The organism is Flavobacteriales bacterium, assembly GCA_030584065.1.
In the GTDB taxonomy this organism is placed as follows: Bacteria; Bacteroidota; Bacteroidia; order Flavobacteriales_F; family PHOS-HE28; genus PHOS-HE28.
Window position 1 is genome coordinate 1,561,166 of sequence record CP129489.1, and the last position, 15,482, is coordinate 1,576,647.

Annotated in this window: 17 protein-coding genes; 8 read left to right on the forward strand and 9 right to left on the reverse strand. The window is 67.9% G+C overall.

Annotation, left to right across the window (positions count from 1 at the left end; genetic code table 11):
- Positions 1-30 precede the first annotated feature (30 nt).
- Positions 31-384 (reverse strand): hypothetical protein, encoded by a 354-nt coding sequence (locus QY325_06935; protein ID WKZ67655.1) that lies wholly within the window; start codon positions 382-384, stop codon positions 31-33.
- A 133-nt stretch (positions 385-517) separates the two neighbouring features.
- On the opposite strand from QY325_06935, the gene QY325_06940 reads away from it, so the two are divergent.
- The 6 genes from QY325_06940 (at position 518) to QY325_06965 (ending at position 8,897) form a co-directional block, all read left to right on the forward strand.
- Positions 518-2,101: a C1 family peptidase gene (locus tag QY325_06940; protein ID WKZ67656.1), complete on the forward strand. Its 1,584-nt coding sequence runs from the start codon at positions 518-520 to the stop codon at positions 2,099-2,101.
- Between the two features lie 22 nt (positions 2,102-2,123).
- Positions 2,124-5,201 (forward strand): two-component regulator propeller domain-containing protein, encoded by a 3,078-nt coding sequence (locus QY325_06945; GenBank protein ID WKZ67657.1) that lies wholly within the window; start codon positions 2,124-2,126, stop codon positions 5,199-5,201.
- A gap of 22 nt (positions 5,202-5,223) precedes the next feature.
- On the forward strand, positions 5,224-5,862 hold the full coding sequence (locus tag QY325_06950; GenBank protein WKZ67658.1) for a response regulator transcription factor: 639 nt from the start codon (positions 5,224-5,226) through the stop codon (positions 5,860-5,862).
- Positions 5,859-7,691: a histidine kinase gene (locus QY325_06955; protein ID WKZ67659.1), complete on the forward strand. Its 1,833-nt coding sequence runs from the start codon at positions 5,859-5,861 to the stop codon at positions 7,689-7,691. Before QY325_06950 ends, QY325_06955 begins: the two co-directional genes overlap by 4 nt.
- A gap of 70 nt (positions 7,692-7,761) precedes the next feature.
- Entirely contained in the window at positions 7,762-8,397 is a 636-nt protein-coding gene (locus tag QY325_06960; GenBank protein ID WKZ67660.1) for a response regulator transcription factor, read from the forward strand.
- A gap of 257 nt (positions 8,398-8,654) precedes the next feature.
- The gene (locus QY325_06965; protein ID WKZ67661.1) at positions 8,655-8,897 is read left to right on the forward strand and encodes a hypothetical protein; all 243 of its coding nucleotides are present in this window, start codon (positions 8,655-8,657) and stop codon (positions 8,895-8,897) included.
- Between the two features lie 34 nt (positions 8,898-8,931).
- On the opposite strand, the gene rimO is transcribed toward QY325_06965, so the two are convergent.
- Positions 8,932-10,242, reverse strand: coding sequence for a 30S ribosomal protein S12 methylthiotransferase RimO (gene rimO, locus QY325_06970; protein WKZ67662.1), 1,311 nt, complete (start codon positions 10,240-10,242; stop codon positions 8,932-8,934).
- 49 nt (positions 10,243-10,291) lie between these two features.
- Positions 10,292-10,654 (reverse strand): hypothetical protein, encoded by a 363-nt coding sequence (locus tag QY325_06975; GenBank protein ID WKZ67663.1) that lies wholly within the window; start codon positions 10,652-10,654, stop codon positions 10,292-10,294.
- Positions 10,655-10,791: 137 nt separating this feature from the next.
- Between QY325_06975 and QY325_06980 the strand changes: the two genes are divergently transcribed.
- Entirely contained in the window at positions 10,792-11,022 is a 231-nt protein-coding gene (locus QY325_06980) for a TM2 domain-containing protein (GenBank protein ID WKZ67664.1), read from the forward strand.
- Positions 11,023-11,086: 64 nt separating this feature from the next.
- On the opposite strand, the gene ftsY is transcribed toward QY325_06980, so the two are convergent.
- From ftsY to rpmB, 4 genes are all read right to left on the reverse strand, one after another.
- Complete coding sequence (ftsY, locus tag QY325_06985; GenBank protein WKZ67665.1) at positions 11,087-12,043, reverse strand: signal recognition particle-docking protein FtsY; 957 nt, start codon at positions 12,041-12,043, stop codon at positions 11,087-11,089.
- A 69-nt stretch (positions 12,044-12,112) separates the two neighbouring features.
- Positions 12,113-12,265, reverse strand: coding sequence for a DUF4295 family protein (locus tag QY325_06990; GenBank protein ID WKZ67666.1), 153 nt, complete (start codon positions 12,263-12,265; stop codon positions 12,113-12,115).
- A gap of 3 nt (positions 12,266-12,268) precedes the next feature.
- Complete coding sequence (gene rpmG, locus QY325_06995) at positions 12,269-12,451, reverse strand: 50S ribosomal protein L33 (GenBank protein ID WKZ67667.1); 183 nt, start codon at positions 12,449-12,451, stop codon at positions 12,269-12,271.
- A gap of 26 nt (positions 12,452-12,477) precedes the next feature.
- Complete coding sequence (gene rpmB / locus QY325_07000) at positions 12,478-12,717, reverse strand: 50S ribosomal protein L28 (GenBank protein ID WKZ67668.1); 240 nt, start codon at positions 12,715-12,717, stop codon at positions 12,478-12,480.
- 224 nt (positions 12,718-12,941) lie between these two features.
- Between rpmB and QY325_07005 the strand changes: the two genes are divergently transcribed.
- A complete protein-coding gene (locus QY325_07005) occupies positions 12,942-13,637 on the forward strand; it encodes a methyltransferase domain-containing protein (GenBank protein WKZ67669.1) in 696 nt (231 codons plus the stop codon).
- A gap of 3 nt (positions 13,638-13,640) precedes the next feature.
- On the opposite strand, the gene QY325_07010 is transcribed toward QY325_07005, so the two are convergent.
- Positions 13,641-14,906: a competence/damage-inducible protein A gene (locus QY325_07010; GenBank protein ID WKZ67670.1), complete on the reverse strand. Its 1,266-nt coding sequence runs from the start codon at positions 14,904-14,906 to the stop codon at positions 13,641-13,643.
- Positions 14,899-15,480, reverse strand: a complete 582-nt coding sequence (locus tag QY325_07015; protein WKZ67671.1) for a tRNA-(ms[2]io[6]A)-hydroxylase — start codon at positions 15,478-15,480, stop codon at positions 14,899-14,901. The genes QY325_07010 and QY325_07015 overlap by 8 nt, the downstream gene beginning before the upstream one ends.
- Positions 15,481-15,482: the final 2 nt, after the last annotated feature.

A 15,482-nucleotide genomic window follows, 5' to 3' on the forward strand; every position in this document is an offset into this window, starting at 1 on the left:
AAAGGTACCCGCAGGCCGCCGCCCGATGGATCAGCACTTGCCCGTGCCCCGCGCCTCCAAGTGCACGTTGAGGAACTCCGCGCCCTTGTCCACCCGCGCGGATTGCAGCAGCCGGCGGACATAGGTGATGGCATCCGCCCGGTCCGACAGCGGCACATCGGTGAGCTTGAGCACCACCACGCCGCTCCATTCACAGGCATACTCCAGGCTCATGGACCGATCCTTGGCCACCTCGGCCTGCAAGCGCGCATGCGCATCGGCATCGAATGCCTGCAGCTTGAGCACCAGGTGCGCATCCTGATTCTGCGCCACCGCGATGCTCGGCGCCCACGCCACCAGCATCGGCAGGAGAAGGAAGAGGGCAATCGTTCTGCTCAATGACATGGAATCCGCATTTGTGAGCGAAATTCGACCACGTCATCCATAACCACCATGACGGATGACAGGCCTCCCGGCCACCCCTACAGGAGGCGGCTGCAAGCCCCACCGTCCAACCCCCTGCGCGATGCCCATACGAATGACCCCTGACCGCCCCGGCGGCGGCACGAGCAATCGGCCCAGCATGCCCTCCGGCGGAGGCCGTCGCGGTGGCGGTGCCGGCCTCCTGGGAGCGCTCCTCCCCTTGCTGCTGCGCAACCCCAAGTTGCTGCTCATCGGCGCGGTGATCCTCGGCCTCGTCTGGCTCCTCGGCGGGCTGGATGGCTGCGGCGGCATGATGCAGCAGGCCGATGGCGGCAACCTGCTGGCCCAGCTCACCCGCGGTGCCACGCTCGATCCCGCCGAATACGACAAAGCCGAGGTGTATGAGCCCCTCACCGACAACGTGCGGTCCCCGCTTCCCGAGCGCGCCAGCCTGGAGCGCTTCGCGCCAGAGCGGCGGAACCAGGGCCGCCAGGGCAGCTGCGTGGCGTGGGCCAGTGCCTACGCGGCCAGGAGCATCATCCACAACCAGGCGTCCGGCGACGGAGGGACGACGGCCTTCAGCCCCAGCTTCATGTACAATCGCATCAAGATCGACGGGAGCGATTGCCAGGGCAGCTACATCCTGCGCGCCATGGACGACATGCTGCAGCGCGGTGCCGTCCCCTTCAGCCGCTTCGCCTATACCGATAGCGACTGCAGCGCCCAGCCCGATGCCGAGACCGAGCGCAGCGCCACGCGCTTCCGCATCAAGGGCTACCAGCGCCTCAGCCGCACCGACGACCCCAACAGCCCGGTGGACATGGTCGCCATGAAGCAATACCTGGCCCAGGGCTCGCCCGTGGTCATCGGCATGCTGGTCGGCGGCAGCTTCATGGAAGGCATGGCCGGCCAGGAGGTGTGGCTGCCCACGCAGCAGGACACCCGCATGCAGGGCTTCGGCGGGCACGCCATGTGCGTGATCGGCTACGACGACTACAAGCTCGGAGCCGGACAGGGCGGAGCCTTCCAGATCATGAACAGCTGGGGGCCGGAGTGGGGGCGCAACGGCATCGCCTGGGTGCCCTACGACGCCTTCGCCTTCTTCACCAAGGAGGCCTATGCTGTATATCCCATGGGCGCCAGCGCCGAGGAGCGCCCCGACCGCTACGACCTGCGGTTCGGCCTGGCCGTGGTGGATGCGGAAGGCGCGGCCACCGGCGAGCACATCGCGCTTCAGCACCGGGGCGGCCGAACCTTCCGCACGGAACGGCCGGTGCCGGCGGGCACGCGCTTCAAGGTGGAGCTGACCAACAACCTGGAGTGCTACACCTACCTCTTCGGCGAGGAGACCGATGGCAGCACCTATGTGCTCTTCCCGTACACGCCGAAGCATTCGCCCTATTGCGGCACCACCGGCATGCGCCAGTTCCCCAGGGACCACAGCCTCACCGTGGATGAGGCCGGAAGCCGCGATGCGATGGCGATCCTGGTGGCCAACCAGCCGCTCGACTATCCGCTCATCAACCAGCGCATGATGGCAGCGGGAGGTGCCGGACTCGCCCAGCGACTGGAAGCGGCACTGGGCGAAGAGCTGATGCCGGGCGAACAGGCCGCCTATCGCGCCGGGGAGACCTTCGGCCTCTCGGCCCCCGCCTCGCACAACGCCGTGGCCGTGATCCTGGAGATCGAGAAGCGCTGAGGCACCATCGACCGCTTACAGCATGCGACCCGCGCCGCTGATCGCCAGCCTGCTCCTGCTCGCCGCACCGGCAGCGGGCCAGGACCTGCTCTTCGATCACCTCGCCCGCACCGATGGGCTTCCGGGCGACGAGGTGCTTGCGCTGCACGAGGACCGGCATGGATTCATCTGGATCGGCACCGCCACGGGACTGGCGCGCCATGAAGGGATCCGCATCCGGACCTGGCATCACGACCGCAAGGACCCGCGGAGCCTGCCGAACAGCACCATCTGGGACATCGCGGAGGACGATGCCGGCACCATCTGGATCGCCACCGACCACGGCCTGGCCGCCTACGATGAGCGGCGCGGCGATTTCCAGCGGGTATACGTGACCGATGGCCGGAGGAACCCCACCAGCGCCAACCGCATCCACGGCATGGCACCGGATGGGAACGGCCTGCTGTGGCTGGCCACGGAGGACGGCGCGCACACCATCGACCTGCGCACACGCACATGGCGCCCGCTGCCGCCTGGCGCCGACAGCCCCCGGCTCACCAGGCCGCCACGCGCCACCCACCTGGTGCGCGACACCGTGCTCAACGGCCTATGGATCACGGCGGCAGACGGCATCGTGTTCTATGATGCCGCGGCCCAGCGGTTGGTGGAGCGGCCCACGGCCGGCTTCCCCTACCCCTGCCTCGCGGACCCGCGCGCCTCAACGCCCACCCCCGACCCCGCCTGCGGCCTCATCTGGCTTTCCACCGCGGACTACCGGCTGCACGGCATGGACCGCACGGGGCGCATCACCCTCGATGAGCCGATCGGCCAGGGACTGCCCAAGGCCACGCTCCAATTCCTGGCCCGCGACCGCACGGGGCGTCTCTGGGCGAGCCGCTGGACGCACGACCTGCAGCTCCGCCGGCGCGATGGCGGATGGATGCCGGTGAGGCATGCGCCCGATGAGCCTTGGAGCATCACCTCGGCCAATGCCAAGAGCTGGCTGGAGGACAGACAGGGCCGCATCTGGATCGGCACGATCGACGGGCTCAACGTGCTCGACCCGCGCAATGCAGGGATCGAAGCGTGGACCGTGCCGATGCAGGCGGCGCGGTCAGCGCTCGCCTTGGTGGCCGCCGCCGATGAGCTCCTCGTCTGCACGGACGGCGACGGGCTCGCCGTGCTCGACCGGGCCAAGGGCCGCTGGCGCACCGCCAGCCTGGAGAAGGCCTCGCGCGATGCCGAAGCGCTGCGCTGGGGCAACATGCCCGTGGCCGCCGAGCCGTGGAACGACGGCTGGCTGGTGGGCAGCGCCGCCGGGGTGTTCCATTGGGATGGTGCCTCCCCGGCCTACCGGTCGCTCCCCTGGCTCATCGACTCGGCCGGGGCCATGATGGCCACGCGTACCGCCTTCATCAAGCGCATCGCTCCGGGCAAGGCCTGGGTGGGCACCTGGACCAAGGGGCTGTTCGAGGTCACCGGCAACGGACCGGCCGTGCGCAGGGCCGCATTCGGGGGCGAACCGCTGCCCACCGCCCAGCTGCTCGCTGCGGCCAGCGCGGGCCGGGAGGTCTGGCTGGGCTTCAACAACGGATACGGCGCCATGCGCATCGCCGGTGAGGCCATCGTGCAGCGCATCCTTCACGAGCCCGACAGCACCGGCACCGCCTACGGCGTGGTGCGCAGCCTGGAGGTGCACCCCGATGGCACCCTCTACATCGGCACGCTCACGGGCGGCTTGGGCGTGCTGCCCCCGGGATCGGACGGAATCGGATGGCTCACCCGCAGCGACGGCCTTGCAGGGGACCGCATCGAACAGCTGGCCCTTGACCGGGAGGGCCTCCTCTGGATCCGGACGAATGAAGGCCTTTCGCGGCTGACGCCGTCCACCGGCGAACTGCGCACCATCGAGCTGCCGCGTTCCATCGCCTCGCAGGGGCGGCTGTCGGCCATCGCCGCCGACCACGATGGGTCGCTGCTCTGCGCCATCGGCCGCTACATCCTCGACCTCCCGCCGGACTGGGCCGGGCAGGCCATCGCGCCGGCCCCGGTGGTCACCGACATCCGATTCCTGGGCGCACAGCATGCCGCGTGGCCAGCGGACAGCACCGTGCAGCTGCCCTACGACCGGCGATCGCTCTCCATCGAGCTGGGCACACTGCCCTTCCCTGCCGGCCAGGGCATCCGCATGGCGTACCGGCTGCCCGCCACGGACAGCGCCTGGCGCACCTTGGGGGAGGATGCGCGGATCAACCTGGACCAGCTGCCGATCGGCGAGCACCGGGTGGAGATCCGCGCGGGGACCGGGGGCAACCGGTGGTCGGCCCGCCCCCTGGGCATCCGCCTGCAGGTGCTGCCGCCCCTGTGGGCCACCTGGTGGTTCAGGCTCGGAGCGGCTGCCGTTGCGGCCTTGGCAGCCTTTCTCGGCCTGCGCGCCTACACGCGGCGCAGGCTGCGCGAACAGCGCCAGCGCTTCGAGCGCGAGCAGGCCGTGCTGCGCGAGCGGGAACGCATCGCGAGCGACATGCACGACGACCTCGGCGCCGGCCTCAGCGGCCTGAAGCTGCGCAGCGAGATGGCCCTGCGGGTGGAGCAGGACCCCGTCAAGCGCGAGCAGCTCGCCTCCCTGGCCGCAACAGCGGGAGAACTCATCGGCAGCATGCGCCAGATGATCTGGGCGCTCGATCGCGAGCAGGCCAGCCTGGAGGACCTGCTCGTGTACGCCACCAGTTACGCCCGCACCTATTGCGACCATCACGGGCTGGCGCTCACCATCGACATCGCACCGGACCTCCCGCAGGCCGAGCTCACCACCGAGCAGCGGCGCAGCCTCTTCCTGATCATGAAGGAAGCCCTGCACAACACCGTGAAGCACGCCCGGGCCGGGCGCTTCACCATCACGGTGCGCTGGTCCGATGGCCTGCTCCTCACCCTGGCCGACGATGGGCTGGGGCTGCCCGCCGCCACCGAGCACGGCACGGGCAACGGCATGCGCAATATGCGCCGGCGCATCACCGCCCTCGGCGGCTCCATGGAACTGCGCGCCGAGCGGGGCACGGCCATCCACCTCCGCCTGCCGCTGCGCGCGGGCACTAACCTTCGTTCTATTGCCACGGCCTGAACAGCGGCGCAGCTTTGCCCCGATGCCCGAGGAACATACCATTCAAGTGAGCATCGTCGAGGACGATGAGATCATCCGCGAGACGCTGCGGACCCTTTTCGAACTCGAGGAGGGCATGGAGCCCTTCACGATACACAGCACCGCAGAGGACGCCTTGCTCCGCTTGAAGGCCAACTGCCCCGATGTGGTGCTCATGGACATCAACCTTCCCGGCCAGAGCGGCATCGACTGCGTGCGGCAGCTGAGCGTGCGCTGCACAGGCACGCAATTCCTCATGTACACCGTGCACGACGATGACCAGCGCGTGCTGGAGGCGCTCAAGGCAGGCGCCAACGGGTACATCCTGAAGCACAGCACGCCCGATGAGATCATCACCGCCGTCCGCGAACTGCACGCCGGCGGAGCGCCCATGAGCGCCCATGTGGCGCGGCGCGTGGTGCAGCAGTTCCGGCCGTCGCCCAGCGGCGCAGGAACCGAGGCGGACCTCAGCGAGCGGGAGCGCGCGGTGCTGGAACTCCTGGCACAGGGGCTGCTCTATAAAGAGATCGGCGAGCGCATGGGCATCACCACCGGCACCGTGAAGCAGCACATCCACCGCATCTATGGCAAGCTGCACGTGCAGAACCGCACCGAGGCGGTGAACCGCTACTTCGGACGATGAGCCGCCGCGCGCTCGGCCTGGTCCTGGCGCTGGCCTGCCTGGCCGCTGAAGGCACGCTCGCCCAGCCCGCCGTGCTCGGCATGCGCCGGCTGCCGCCCTTCGCCAATGCCGATCTGGACCGCCAGATGGCGCGCATCATCGCCCAGATGGACGCCTTCCATGGCGATTCGGCCACCATGCTGCTGAACGCGGCCTTGGCGATGACCGACCCCGAGAAGGACCATGAAGAGCGGCACTACCTGCTCGCCTACCGCGCCGAGGTGCTCTACTACGAAGGCCTCTTCAACAAGGCCATGCGCGACCTGGAGGAAGCGGAACGGCTGGCGCAGCGGCTCGGCGACAGCACGCTCATCGCGAACGCGCTCAACCTGAAGGGCCTGCTGCATGAGAATATCCAGGACAGCCGGGAGGCCCTGCCCTACCTGCGATCCGCCCTGCACTGGTTCCCGCACCATCCTGCCGCGCGCTACCCGGTCACGGAGCTGCATCATATCCACGGCAACCTGGGCAGCTACCTCAGCGCGCTGGGCATGCTCGACAGCGCCCGCCACCATGCGCGGCTCTCGCTGCGCCTGGCCGAGCAGGTGGAAGCGGCGCGCGCCATCGCCGTGGCCCATTGGACCCTCGGCAACATCGCGCTCAAGGCCGGCCATGCCGATTCCGCGCTGATGCGGTATGATCATGCCTGGGCCACGGCCGATGCAGCGCGCGACCACGACATCGGCGTGGATGCCCTGGTGGGCCGCGCGCTGGCGCTTGCCGAGGCCGGCCGAGCCGCTCAGGCACGCGAAGCGCTCCGGCTCGCGGGCGACTACCTGGAGGCCCATCGCGCGGGGGTCGGCCTGGTCACCCAGCGCAACTTCGCCCGCATGGCCGCGCAGGCCAGCCGCACCATCGGCGACCCCGAGGGCGCGCTCGGCCACATGGCCGCCTGGCACCGCATCGACAGCACCATCACCGCCAACAACATCCGTTCGGCGCTGGCCACGCAGGCCGAGCTGATCCGCGCGGACAACGCGCTGGAAGTGGAGCGCATGGAGCGTGAGCGCATGGAGGTGCGACTTGAGGGCGAGCGGCGCACGCGCCTGCTGCTGATCGTGGCGGGCGTGCTCGCCTTCGCCGCGCTCACGGGCATCTACCTGGTGGTGAGCGCCCGCCAGCGCCACCAGCGGCACCTCGCCGAGCTGCACGCCCAGCGCGCCGAGCAGGAGCGCACCATCGCCGAGCTGCGCGTGCGCGAGCAGGTGAGCCGCGACCTGCACGACGACCTCGGCGTGGGCCTCAGCGCCCTGAAGCTGCGGAGCGAGATGGCCCTGCAGCGGGGCCTTGCCGGCGATGCCGGCGCCTTGCTGCGCGAGCAGGCCGGCACTGCCGAGGAGCTCATCGCCAGCATGCGCCACATCATCTGGTCGCTGCAGGACGACCAAGGGAGCCTGGATGACCTTGTGGCCTACATCGGCTCCTATGCGCGCGGGTACCTGGATGCCTACCGGATCGCCCTGGAGCTGCGCGCCGATGCCGCGCTCCCCGACCTGCAGCTCACCGCGCAGCAGCGCCGCAACCTCTTCCTCATCGTGAAGGAGGCCCTGCACAACGTGGTGAAGCATGCCGATGCGCGCCACGTGCGCCTCACCCTGAGCTGGGAGGGGGCCTTCCACGTGGAGATCGCCGACGACGGCAAGGGCCTGGAGCGGTCGGACCGCAAGCCGCGCGGCCACGGCCTGCAGAACATGCGGAAGCGCGCGGAGGAGATCGGCGCCGACCTGCGCATCACCGGCGAGGAACGCGGCACCCGGGTGCTGCTGCGCGCAGGGCTGAACGAAAGTTAGCTTGATGCGCGTGCCGTGGGCCCGCACCTTCGCATCATCGCCCGCGCCAAACGGCCGCGGCGAGCCCTGCATGAACCAGCCATTGACCCTGCGCATCGTGGAGGATGATGAGCGCATCCGCGAGATGCTCGCCGCGGTGTTCCTGGCCACGCCCGGGATGCGGCTGGCGGGCACGCACGACTGCGTGGAGGATGCCGAGACCGTGGCCGATGACGACGCACCCGCCGTGGTGCTGATGGATGTGAACCTGCCCGGCGCGGATGGCATCGAGGGCGTGCGGCGGCTCAGCGCGCGGTGGCCCGCCACGCAGTTCATGATGTACACGGTGAACGATACCGATGACAAGGTCTTCGAGGCCCTCAAGGCCGGCGCCAACGGCTACCTGCTCAAGAACGCATCGCCAGATGAGATCGTGCAGGGCGTGCGCGAGGTGGCCCAAGGCGGCTCGCCCATGAGCATGAGCGTGGCCCGGCGCGTGGTGCGGCACTTCAGGCCCGTGCCCGCCGCGCGCCACCCGCTGAGCGTGGAGCTGGGTGAGCGGGAATTCGCCGTGCTGGAGCAGCTGGCGCAGGGGCTGCTCTACAAGGAGATCGCGCAGCGGCTCGGCATCACCGAAGGGGCGGTGAAACAGCACATCCACCGCATCTACGGCAAGCTGCACGTGAGCAACCGCACCGAAGCGGTGAACCGCTACTACGAGCGGTAGGCATCCGGCTGAAAGAGTGGTAGCGGCCCTTCCTGTTCCCTACCATCAAGGGCAGAAGCCTTCGCGATAGCGAATGCCACCACCGGCGCCACTGCCCTTGTCAACCAATGTTCTATTGACCGGACCGATCCGCGCAGCGTGCTTTGAGGCATCGGTTCCTCGGCCATGCTGACCGGCTTCATCCATCCCGCTCCGCTGCTGATCAATGTGTACCCGAACGGGAGCACGCCTCCGGAGCCCGCCCGAAACCCAAGCTGATGGACTCAGGAAGCAGCCGGTTCGGAAGGCCGCATCTCCACGTGGTGCGCGATGCGGATGCGTGCCCTGCCCGTGCTTCATCCATCGCGGAGGCCACGCGCGATAGCGCATGCCATTGCGACCAGATCCCGGTGCTGCTGGAAGCCCTGATGCATCAACGGGTGGAGATCGCGAAGCTGCGCGAGCGCCTGCTGCTGCAGCTGCAGGACCAAGCAGGGCCGCTTGCCGGCAGTGAAGGCTGAGCCTGAGCTGGCCCCATCATCACAACTTCCGATGCTAGACGACCTCCGCCCGCAGGTCGTGCTCGTTGGCCTCGGTGATGCGCACCTCGGCGAAGTCGCCCACCCGCAGGTAGCTGCCCTTGGTGGAGATCAGCACCTCGTTGTCCACTTCGGGTGAATCGAACTCGGTGCGGGCGATGTAGTGGCCGCCCTCGGCCTTGTCCACGAGCACCTTGAAGACCTTGCCCACCTTGGCCTGGTTCAGCTCGAGGCTGATGCCCCCCTGCAGCTCCATGATCTCCTGGGCGCGCTGCGCCTTCACCTCGTCGGGCACGTCATCGTCCATGGTGAAGGCGTGGGTCTGCTCCTCGTGGCTGTAGGTGAAGGCGCCCAAGCGGTCGAAGCGCATGCGCTCGATCCAGCGCAGGTTGTCCTCGTGATCGGCCTCGGTCTCGCCGGGGAAGCCGGCGATGAGCGTGGTGCGGATGGCGATGCCGGGCACCTTGTCGCGGATGGTGTTCACCAGCGCCTCGGTCTTCTCCTGCGTGATGCCCCGGCGCATGCGGGTGAGCATGCGGGTGCTGCCGTGCTGCAGCGGCATGTCCAGGTAGTTGCAGATGTTGCTCCGCTCGCGCATCACGTCCAGGATATCCATGGGGAAGCCCGATGGGAAGGCGTAGTGCAGGCGGATCCAGTCGATGCCCTCTACATCGCTGAGGCGCGCGAGAAGCTCACTGAGGTTACGCTTCTTGTAGAGGTCCAGCCCGTAGTAGGTGAGGTCCTGCGCGATGAGGATGAGCTCCTTCACCCCTTGCCTGGCCAGGTTCTGCGCGTTGGTCACCAGCTGCTCGATGGGCGTGCTGACATGCTGGCCGCGCATGAGGGGGATGGCGCAGAAGGAGCACTTGCGGTCGCAGCCCTCGCTGATCTTGAAGTAGGCGAAGTGGGCGGGGGTGGTGAGCAGCCGCTCCCCCACCAGTTCATGCTTGTAGTCGGCCTTCAGGGTCTTGAGCAGGCGGGGCAGGTCGCGTGTGCCGAACCAGGCGTCCACCTGGGGGATGCCCTCCTTGAGCTCGGGGGCGTAGCGCTGGCTGAGGCAGCCGGTCACGTACACCTTCTCCACCTCGCCGCGGTCCTTGGCGTTGGCCCAGGAGAGGATGGTATCGATGCTCTCCTGCTTGGCGTTCTCGATGAAGCCGCAGGTGTTGATCACCACCACGTTGTGGTCGCCGCGCTCGGCCTCGTGCTCCACGGCGATGCCGTTGGCCTTCAGCTGGGCCATCATCACCTCGCTGTCGAAGGTGTTCTTGGAGCAGCCCAGGGTGACGACGTTGACCTTGGTGCGCTTGAGGGTGCGGGCTTTCATGCGGGGCCGCAAAGCTAGCCCACCTTGCGCGGCAGGTGCCGAGGGGCGCTCAATCGAAGGCCCCGCTGAACCACTCCTGGAAGCGCTCGCCCAGCAGCGGCACGGGCTTCATCTCCGCATTGGCGGCGGCCACGATGCCCATGATCCACATCACCAGGATGCCGATGCCCAGCACGGGCAGCACCAGGCAACCCACGAAGGGGATGATGCCGAGGATGCTCATCACCACCGAGCATACCACGATGCCCAGGGCCTGGCGCAGGTGGTAGGCCCCCAGCGCGCTCTTGCGCTGGTTGTGGAGCACCAGGGCCACCACGAAGCCGATCAGGGAGAGGTAGGCCACGATGGCCACCGTCTTGTCATCAGCGCCGCCCGGGGCCGGCGGCGGAACCTGGACTGGTGTCTCGCTCATCGCCCGAAAGTAGGGCGAAGGGGGGCACGCGGCGCCCTCGGCGGCCCGGCTTTGCCGATCCGGGGCCGTTTCTATCTTGTGAGCCGAATGCCCCGTGCGCCCTTGCGCGGAGCGAAAAAAACCAAACCTACTCAAGCATGGAAAACAGCAACGCACCCACCGAAGGCAAGGATTGGCTCACCACCCTGCTCCTCAACCTGTTCCTGGGGAACCTCGGCGTGCACCGGTTCTACACCGGCCACACCATGACCGGTGTGATCCAACTGCTCACCCTCGGCGGCTGCGGCATCTGGTCGCTCGTGGACCTCATCATGGTGGCCACGAACAAGTTCAAGGATGCCAAGGGCAACCCGCTGGTGAAGAAGTAAGCGGAGCCGCCAGGCTTACGGCAAGGGGCGCTGCTGCGGTGGCGCCCCTTCGCGTTGGCGCCGGTCACGCCTTGAACAGCGCATCCACGAAGGCGCGCTTGTCGAAGACCTGCAGGTGGTCGATGCCCTCGCCCACCCCGAGGTACTTGATGGGGATGCTGAACTGGTCGCTGATGCCGATGGCCACGCCGCCCTTGGCGGTGCCGTCGATCTTGGTGAGGGCCAGTGCGGTGACGTCCGTGGCCTTGGTGAACTGCTTCGCCTGCTCGATGGCGTTCTGGCCGGTGCTGGCGTCGAGCACCAGCAGCACCTCATGGGGCGCATCGGGCACCACCTTGCGCATCACGTTGCGGATCTTGGTGAGCTCGTTCATGAGGCCCACCTTGTTGTGCAGGCGCCCGGCGGTGTCGATGATCACCACGTCGGCGCCCTTCGCCTTGGCGCTCTCCACGGCATCGTAGGCCACGGCGGCCGGGTCGGCGTTCATGCCCTGCGACACGATGGGCACGCCCACGCGCTGGCTCCAGATGGTGAGCTGGTCCACGGCGGCGGCTCGGAAGGTGTCGGCGGCGCCCAGCAGCACGCTGCGGCCCTCCTTCTTGAAGGCGTGCGCCAGCTTGCCGATCGTCGTGGTCTTGCCCACGCCGTTCACGCCCACCACCATGATCACGTAGGGCTTCACCGCCGGGTCCATGGGTGCGGGATCCTTCATCAGCGCGGCGATCTCCTCGCGCAGCAGGGCATTGAGCTCGCCCGTGCCCACGTATTTGTCGCGCTTCACGCGCTGCTGGATGCGGTCGATGATGCGCAGGGTGGTCTCCACGCCCACGTCGCTCCCCACAAGCACCTCCTCCAGGTTGTCGAGCACCTCCTCATCCACCGTGCTCTTGCCGGCGATGGCGCGCGTGAGCTTGCCGAAGAAGCCCTCGCGCGAGCGCTCCAGCCCGCTGTCCAGGTCCTTCCGTTCAGCCTCGGCCTGGGCCGCTTCCTTCTTCCTTCCGAAGAGTCCGAACAATGCCATGGTCCGTCACAATGCTCGAAAAGGCCTTCCCGGCACGCCAGGAGGGCCTTTTCGCGATGGTAGGGGGAATCACTTTCCGGCGAGGAGCTTGTCCGCCTCGTCGGTGGGCAGCACCTGCTCCACGAAGGCGTAGCCGCCGGTGTCCTTCTTCACCATGCGGATGACCTTGGTGAAGGTCTTGGCATCCGCCTTCTTCAGGGTAGCAACGGTCTTCTTTGCCATGGCTTACTTGATCTCTTTGTGAACGGTCATCTTCCGCAGGATCGGGTTGTACTTCTTCAACTCGATGCGCTCGGAGGTGTTCTTGCGGTTCTTGGTGGTGACGTAGCGGCTGGTGCCGGGCTGGCCCGAGGTCTTGTGCTCGGTGCATTCCAGGATCACCTGTACGCGGTTCCCTTTCTTGGCCATGGCTTCGGGGTGCTAGCGGTTGAGAATCAGGCGCTGAGGAAGCCCTTTGCGCGGGCGCGCTTGAGGGCCTCGGCGATGCCGATCTTGTTGATGGTGCGCATGCCGGCGGTGCTCACGCGCAGGGTCACCCACTTGTTCTCCTGGGGGATGAAGAACTTGCGGTCCTGGAGGTTGGGGGCGAAGGTGCGCTTGGTCTTGATGTTCGAGTGCGACACCTTGTGGCCGGTGATGACCTTCTTGCCGGTGATTTGGCAGACTTTGGACATGGCGTTCCGGATTGCGGGGGCGCAAATGTAGGGAATGGAACCGTAGGTTGTTGCATGGCCTGATGTTCATCGGCGTCTGTCCGATGCGCAACCCCTTCCTTCGGGCAGCGAGACCTTCTACTTTTGCGGCCTCGCGCCGGCAACCCGGCGCTCACGGCCTGCGGGCCACCCTCTCGCCCGCCCCCCCCATGCGTAACCCCGAGCAATGGCGCCCTACCAGGCTGGTGAGGGACCCTGCCACCGGCGAATTCCGGCTCAACCTGCGCCGCACCTATCCGGGATCGTTCTATATCGCTGAGCTTCAGCGCAAAGCCTACCTGCCGCTGCTCCAGGCGCACCTGCGGGGGGCGCTGCTCGACATCGGTTGCGGCCCGGCGCCCTACTACGAGGTGTATGCGCCCCTCACCACCGAATCCATGTGCGTGGACTACCCCGGATCGGTGCATGGGCTGGATAACCTCGACCTCCAGCTCGACCTGAACGCGGCGGACCGCCTGCCCTTCCCCGATGGCCGCTTCGACTCCGTGCTGGCCACGGACATGATCCCGCACATCCAGCGCCCGGATGCCTTCATGCGGGAGCTGGCGCGCGTGCTGAAGCCCGGCGGCAAGCTCATCATCACCAGCACCTTCATCAACTGGATCGGCGAGTATCCCTACGAATACAGCCACCCCACCGGCCCGGGGCTGCGCTGGCTGGCGGAGCAGGCCGGCCTGGAGGTGCAGCACCTGGAGTCGTTCGGCGGGCATGCCGATGTGCTCATGGACACCCTGAACAAGTTCTTCCCGAGCGGCTGGGGGAACCGGTTCTTCCGGGCCTTCGCCTGGGCGGTGGAACGCACCGGATGGCCCGCACGCAACCGCAAGCGCACGCGCGACCGCTACGCGCTGGGCAATGCCATGGTGGCCTACAAGCCTTAGGCTTCAGCCGTTCAGCTTCTTGCGCAGCAGGTTGAGGGCCGCCAGGGCGCTTCGCTTGATGACCAGGTCGCGCGTGCCGGGGAAGTAGCCCTTGAGGGCCTCCACGCCATCGGGGCCGGCCACAGCGATCCACACCGTGCCCACGGGCTTCTCCGGGGTTCCGCCCTCCGGCCCGGCCACGCCGCTCAGGGCCAGGCTCCAGTCCGTGCGCAGGGCCGTGCGCACGCCCGAGGCCATGCGCTCCACCACAGGCTGGCTCACGGCTCCGTTCAGCTCCAGCATGTCGCTGGGGATGCCCAGCTCCTCCATCTTCACCGCATTGGCATAGCTCACCACGCCGCCGGTGAAGTAGGCCGAGCTGCCCGGGATGCTGGTGATGAGGTGGCTGACATAGCCTCCGGTGCAGCTCTCGGCCATGGAAAGGGTCTGGCCGCGCTCTTTGAGCATCCGCCCCACCACCTGCTCCAGGCGCTCCTCCCCTTCGCCGAAGATGAGCTCGGGGATGAGCCGGTAGAGCTGGTCGGACTTGCGGTCCACCCGGTCGCGCGCCCCGCGCGGGTCGTTGTTCGCATAGGTGCTCAGCCGCAGCTTCACCAGGCCGGGGCTCGGCAGGTAGGCCAGCTTGATGCCCTCTTCGGCGAGGCTGTCCTCCCAGGCGGCGATGCGCTGGGCCAGGTGGCTCTCGCCGAGGCCCGTGGTGAGGATGGTGCGGTGCACGATGGCGGGCGGTGCGAAGGCCCTGCGGAGCTCGGGGAGCACGTGCTTCTCCATCATGGCCTTCATCTCGTAGGGCACCCCGGGCATGCTCACGAATACGCGGCCGTCGCGCTCGAACCACATGCCGCTGGCCGTGCCGCGCTCATTGGGCACCACGGTGCAGGCCTCGGGCAGGTCGGCCTGGGCGAGGTTCACCTCCAACGGATCCCGCCCGATGCTCTGGAAATAGGCCGCGATGCGCGCCTCGATGTGCGGATGGCGGATGAGCCGCGTGCCGAAGTGCTCGCACAGCACCCGCTTGGTGATGTCGTCCTTGGTGGGACCGAGTCCGCCGGTGATGAGGACCACGTGCGCCGTGGCATCGCCAAGGGCGTCGAGGATGGCTTGGCGGTCGTCGCCGATGGTGCGCACGCGCACCGGCCGGATGCCGATGAGCGAGAGCTGCTCACCCATCCACCCGGCATTGGTGTTGATGGTCTGGCCGATGAGCAGCTCATCGCCGATGGAGATCACCTCGGCGGTGATCTCGCGGGGGGCGCGCGCCTCAGCCATGCATCGTGGGGGCTTTGCCGTAGCGGCTCACCACCTCGGCCTCGTACGCCAGGAACTCCCTCCAGCGCTGGTCCACGTCAACCCGGCCGCCGTAGGCCCGGGCAAAGCCGATGAAGGTGGCGTAGTGCCCCGCCTCGCTCTCCATGAGGTCGCGGTAGAAGGCGCGCAGCTCCGGGTCGTCGCACTCCTGGGTGAGCAGCTTGAACCGCTCGCAGCTGCGGGCCTCGATCATGGCGCTGAAGAGGAGGCGGTCCACCAGGCGCTCCTCGCGACCGCCCTCCTTGCGCACGAACTGCATGAGCTCGTTCACGTAGTGGTCCTTGCGCTCGGGGCCCAGCGTCCAGCCCCGTGCGTGGATGCGGTCCACCACCTGGCCGAAGTGCTCCAGCTCCTCCTGGGCGATGCGGGTGAGCTCGGTGACCAGCTCGCTCAGCTCGGGATAGCGCACGATCATGCTGATGGCGTTGCTGGCGGCTTTCTGCTCGCACCAGGCATGATCGGTGAGCAGCTCGGGCAGGTCCTGGCGGACGAGCTGCGCCCAGCGCGGGTCGGTGGGGAGTTGAAGGCCGAGCATGG

Coding starts and splice junctions, on each gene's coding strand:
- QY325_06940 (WKZ67656.1), top strand. CDS start 518: ATGACCCCTGACCGCCCCGGCGGCGGCACGAGCAATCGGCCCAGCATG.
- rimO (WKZ67662.1), bottom strand. CDS start 10,242: ATGAAAGCCCGCACCCTCAAGCGCACCAAGGTCAACGTCGTCACCCTG.
- ftsY (WKZ67665.1), bottom strand. CDS start 12,043: ATGGCATTGTTCGGACTCTTCGGAAGGAAGAAGGAAGCGGCCCAGGCC.
- QY325_07010 (WKZ67670.1), bottom strand. CDS start 14,906: ATGGCTGAGGCGCGCGCCCCCCGCGAGATCACCGCCGAGGTGATCTCC.
- QY325_06990 (WKZ67666.1), bottom strand. CDS start 12,265: ATGGCAAAGAAGACCGTTGCTACCCTGAAGAAGGCGGATGCCAAGACC.
- QY325_06980 (WKZ67664.1), top strand. CDS start 10,792: ATGGAAAACAGCAACGCACCCACCGAAGGCAAGGATTGGCTCACCACC.
- QY325_06960 (WKZ67660.1), top strand. CDS start 7,762: ATGAACCAGCCATTGACCCTGCGCATCGTGGAGGATGATGAGCGCATC.
- QY325_06935 (WKZ67655.1), bottom strand. CDS start 384: ATGTCATTGAGCAGAACGATTGCCCTCTTCCTTCTCCTGCCGATGCTG.
- rpmB (WKZ67668.1), bottom strand. CDS start 12,717: ATGTCCAAAGTCTGCCAAATCACCGGCAAGAAGGTCATCACCGGCCAC.
- QY325_06950 (WKZ67658.1), top strand. CDS start 5,224: ATGCCCGAGGAACATACCATTCAAGTGAGCATCGTCGAGGACGATGAG.
- QY325_06955 (WKZ67659.1), top strand. CDS start 5,859: ATGAGCCGCCGCGCGCTCGGCCTGGTCCTGGCGCTGGCCTGCCTGGCC.
- rpmG (WKZ67667.1), bottom strand. CDS start 12,451: ATGGCCAAGAAAGGGAACCGCGTACAGGTGATCCTGGAATGCACCGAG.
- QY325_07015 (WKZ67671.1), bottom strand. CDS start 15,480: ATGCTCGGCCTTCAACTCCCCACCGACCCGCGCTGGGCGCAGCTCGTC.
- QY325_06945 (WKZ67657.1), top strand. CDS start 2,124: ATGCGACCCGCGCCGCTGATCGCCAGCCTGCTCCTGCTCGCCGCACCG.
- QY325_06975 (WKZ67663.1), bottom strand. CDS start 10,654: ATGAGCGAGACACCAGTCCAGGTTCCGCCGCCGGCCCCGGGCGGCGCT.
- QY325_06965 (WKZ67661.1), top strand. CDS start 8,655: ATGGACTCAGGAAGCAGCCGGTTCGGAAGGCCGCATCTCCACGTGGTG.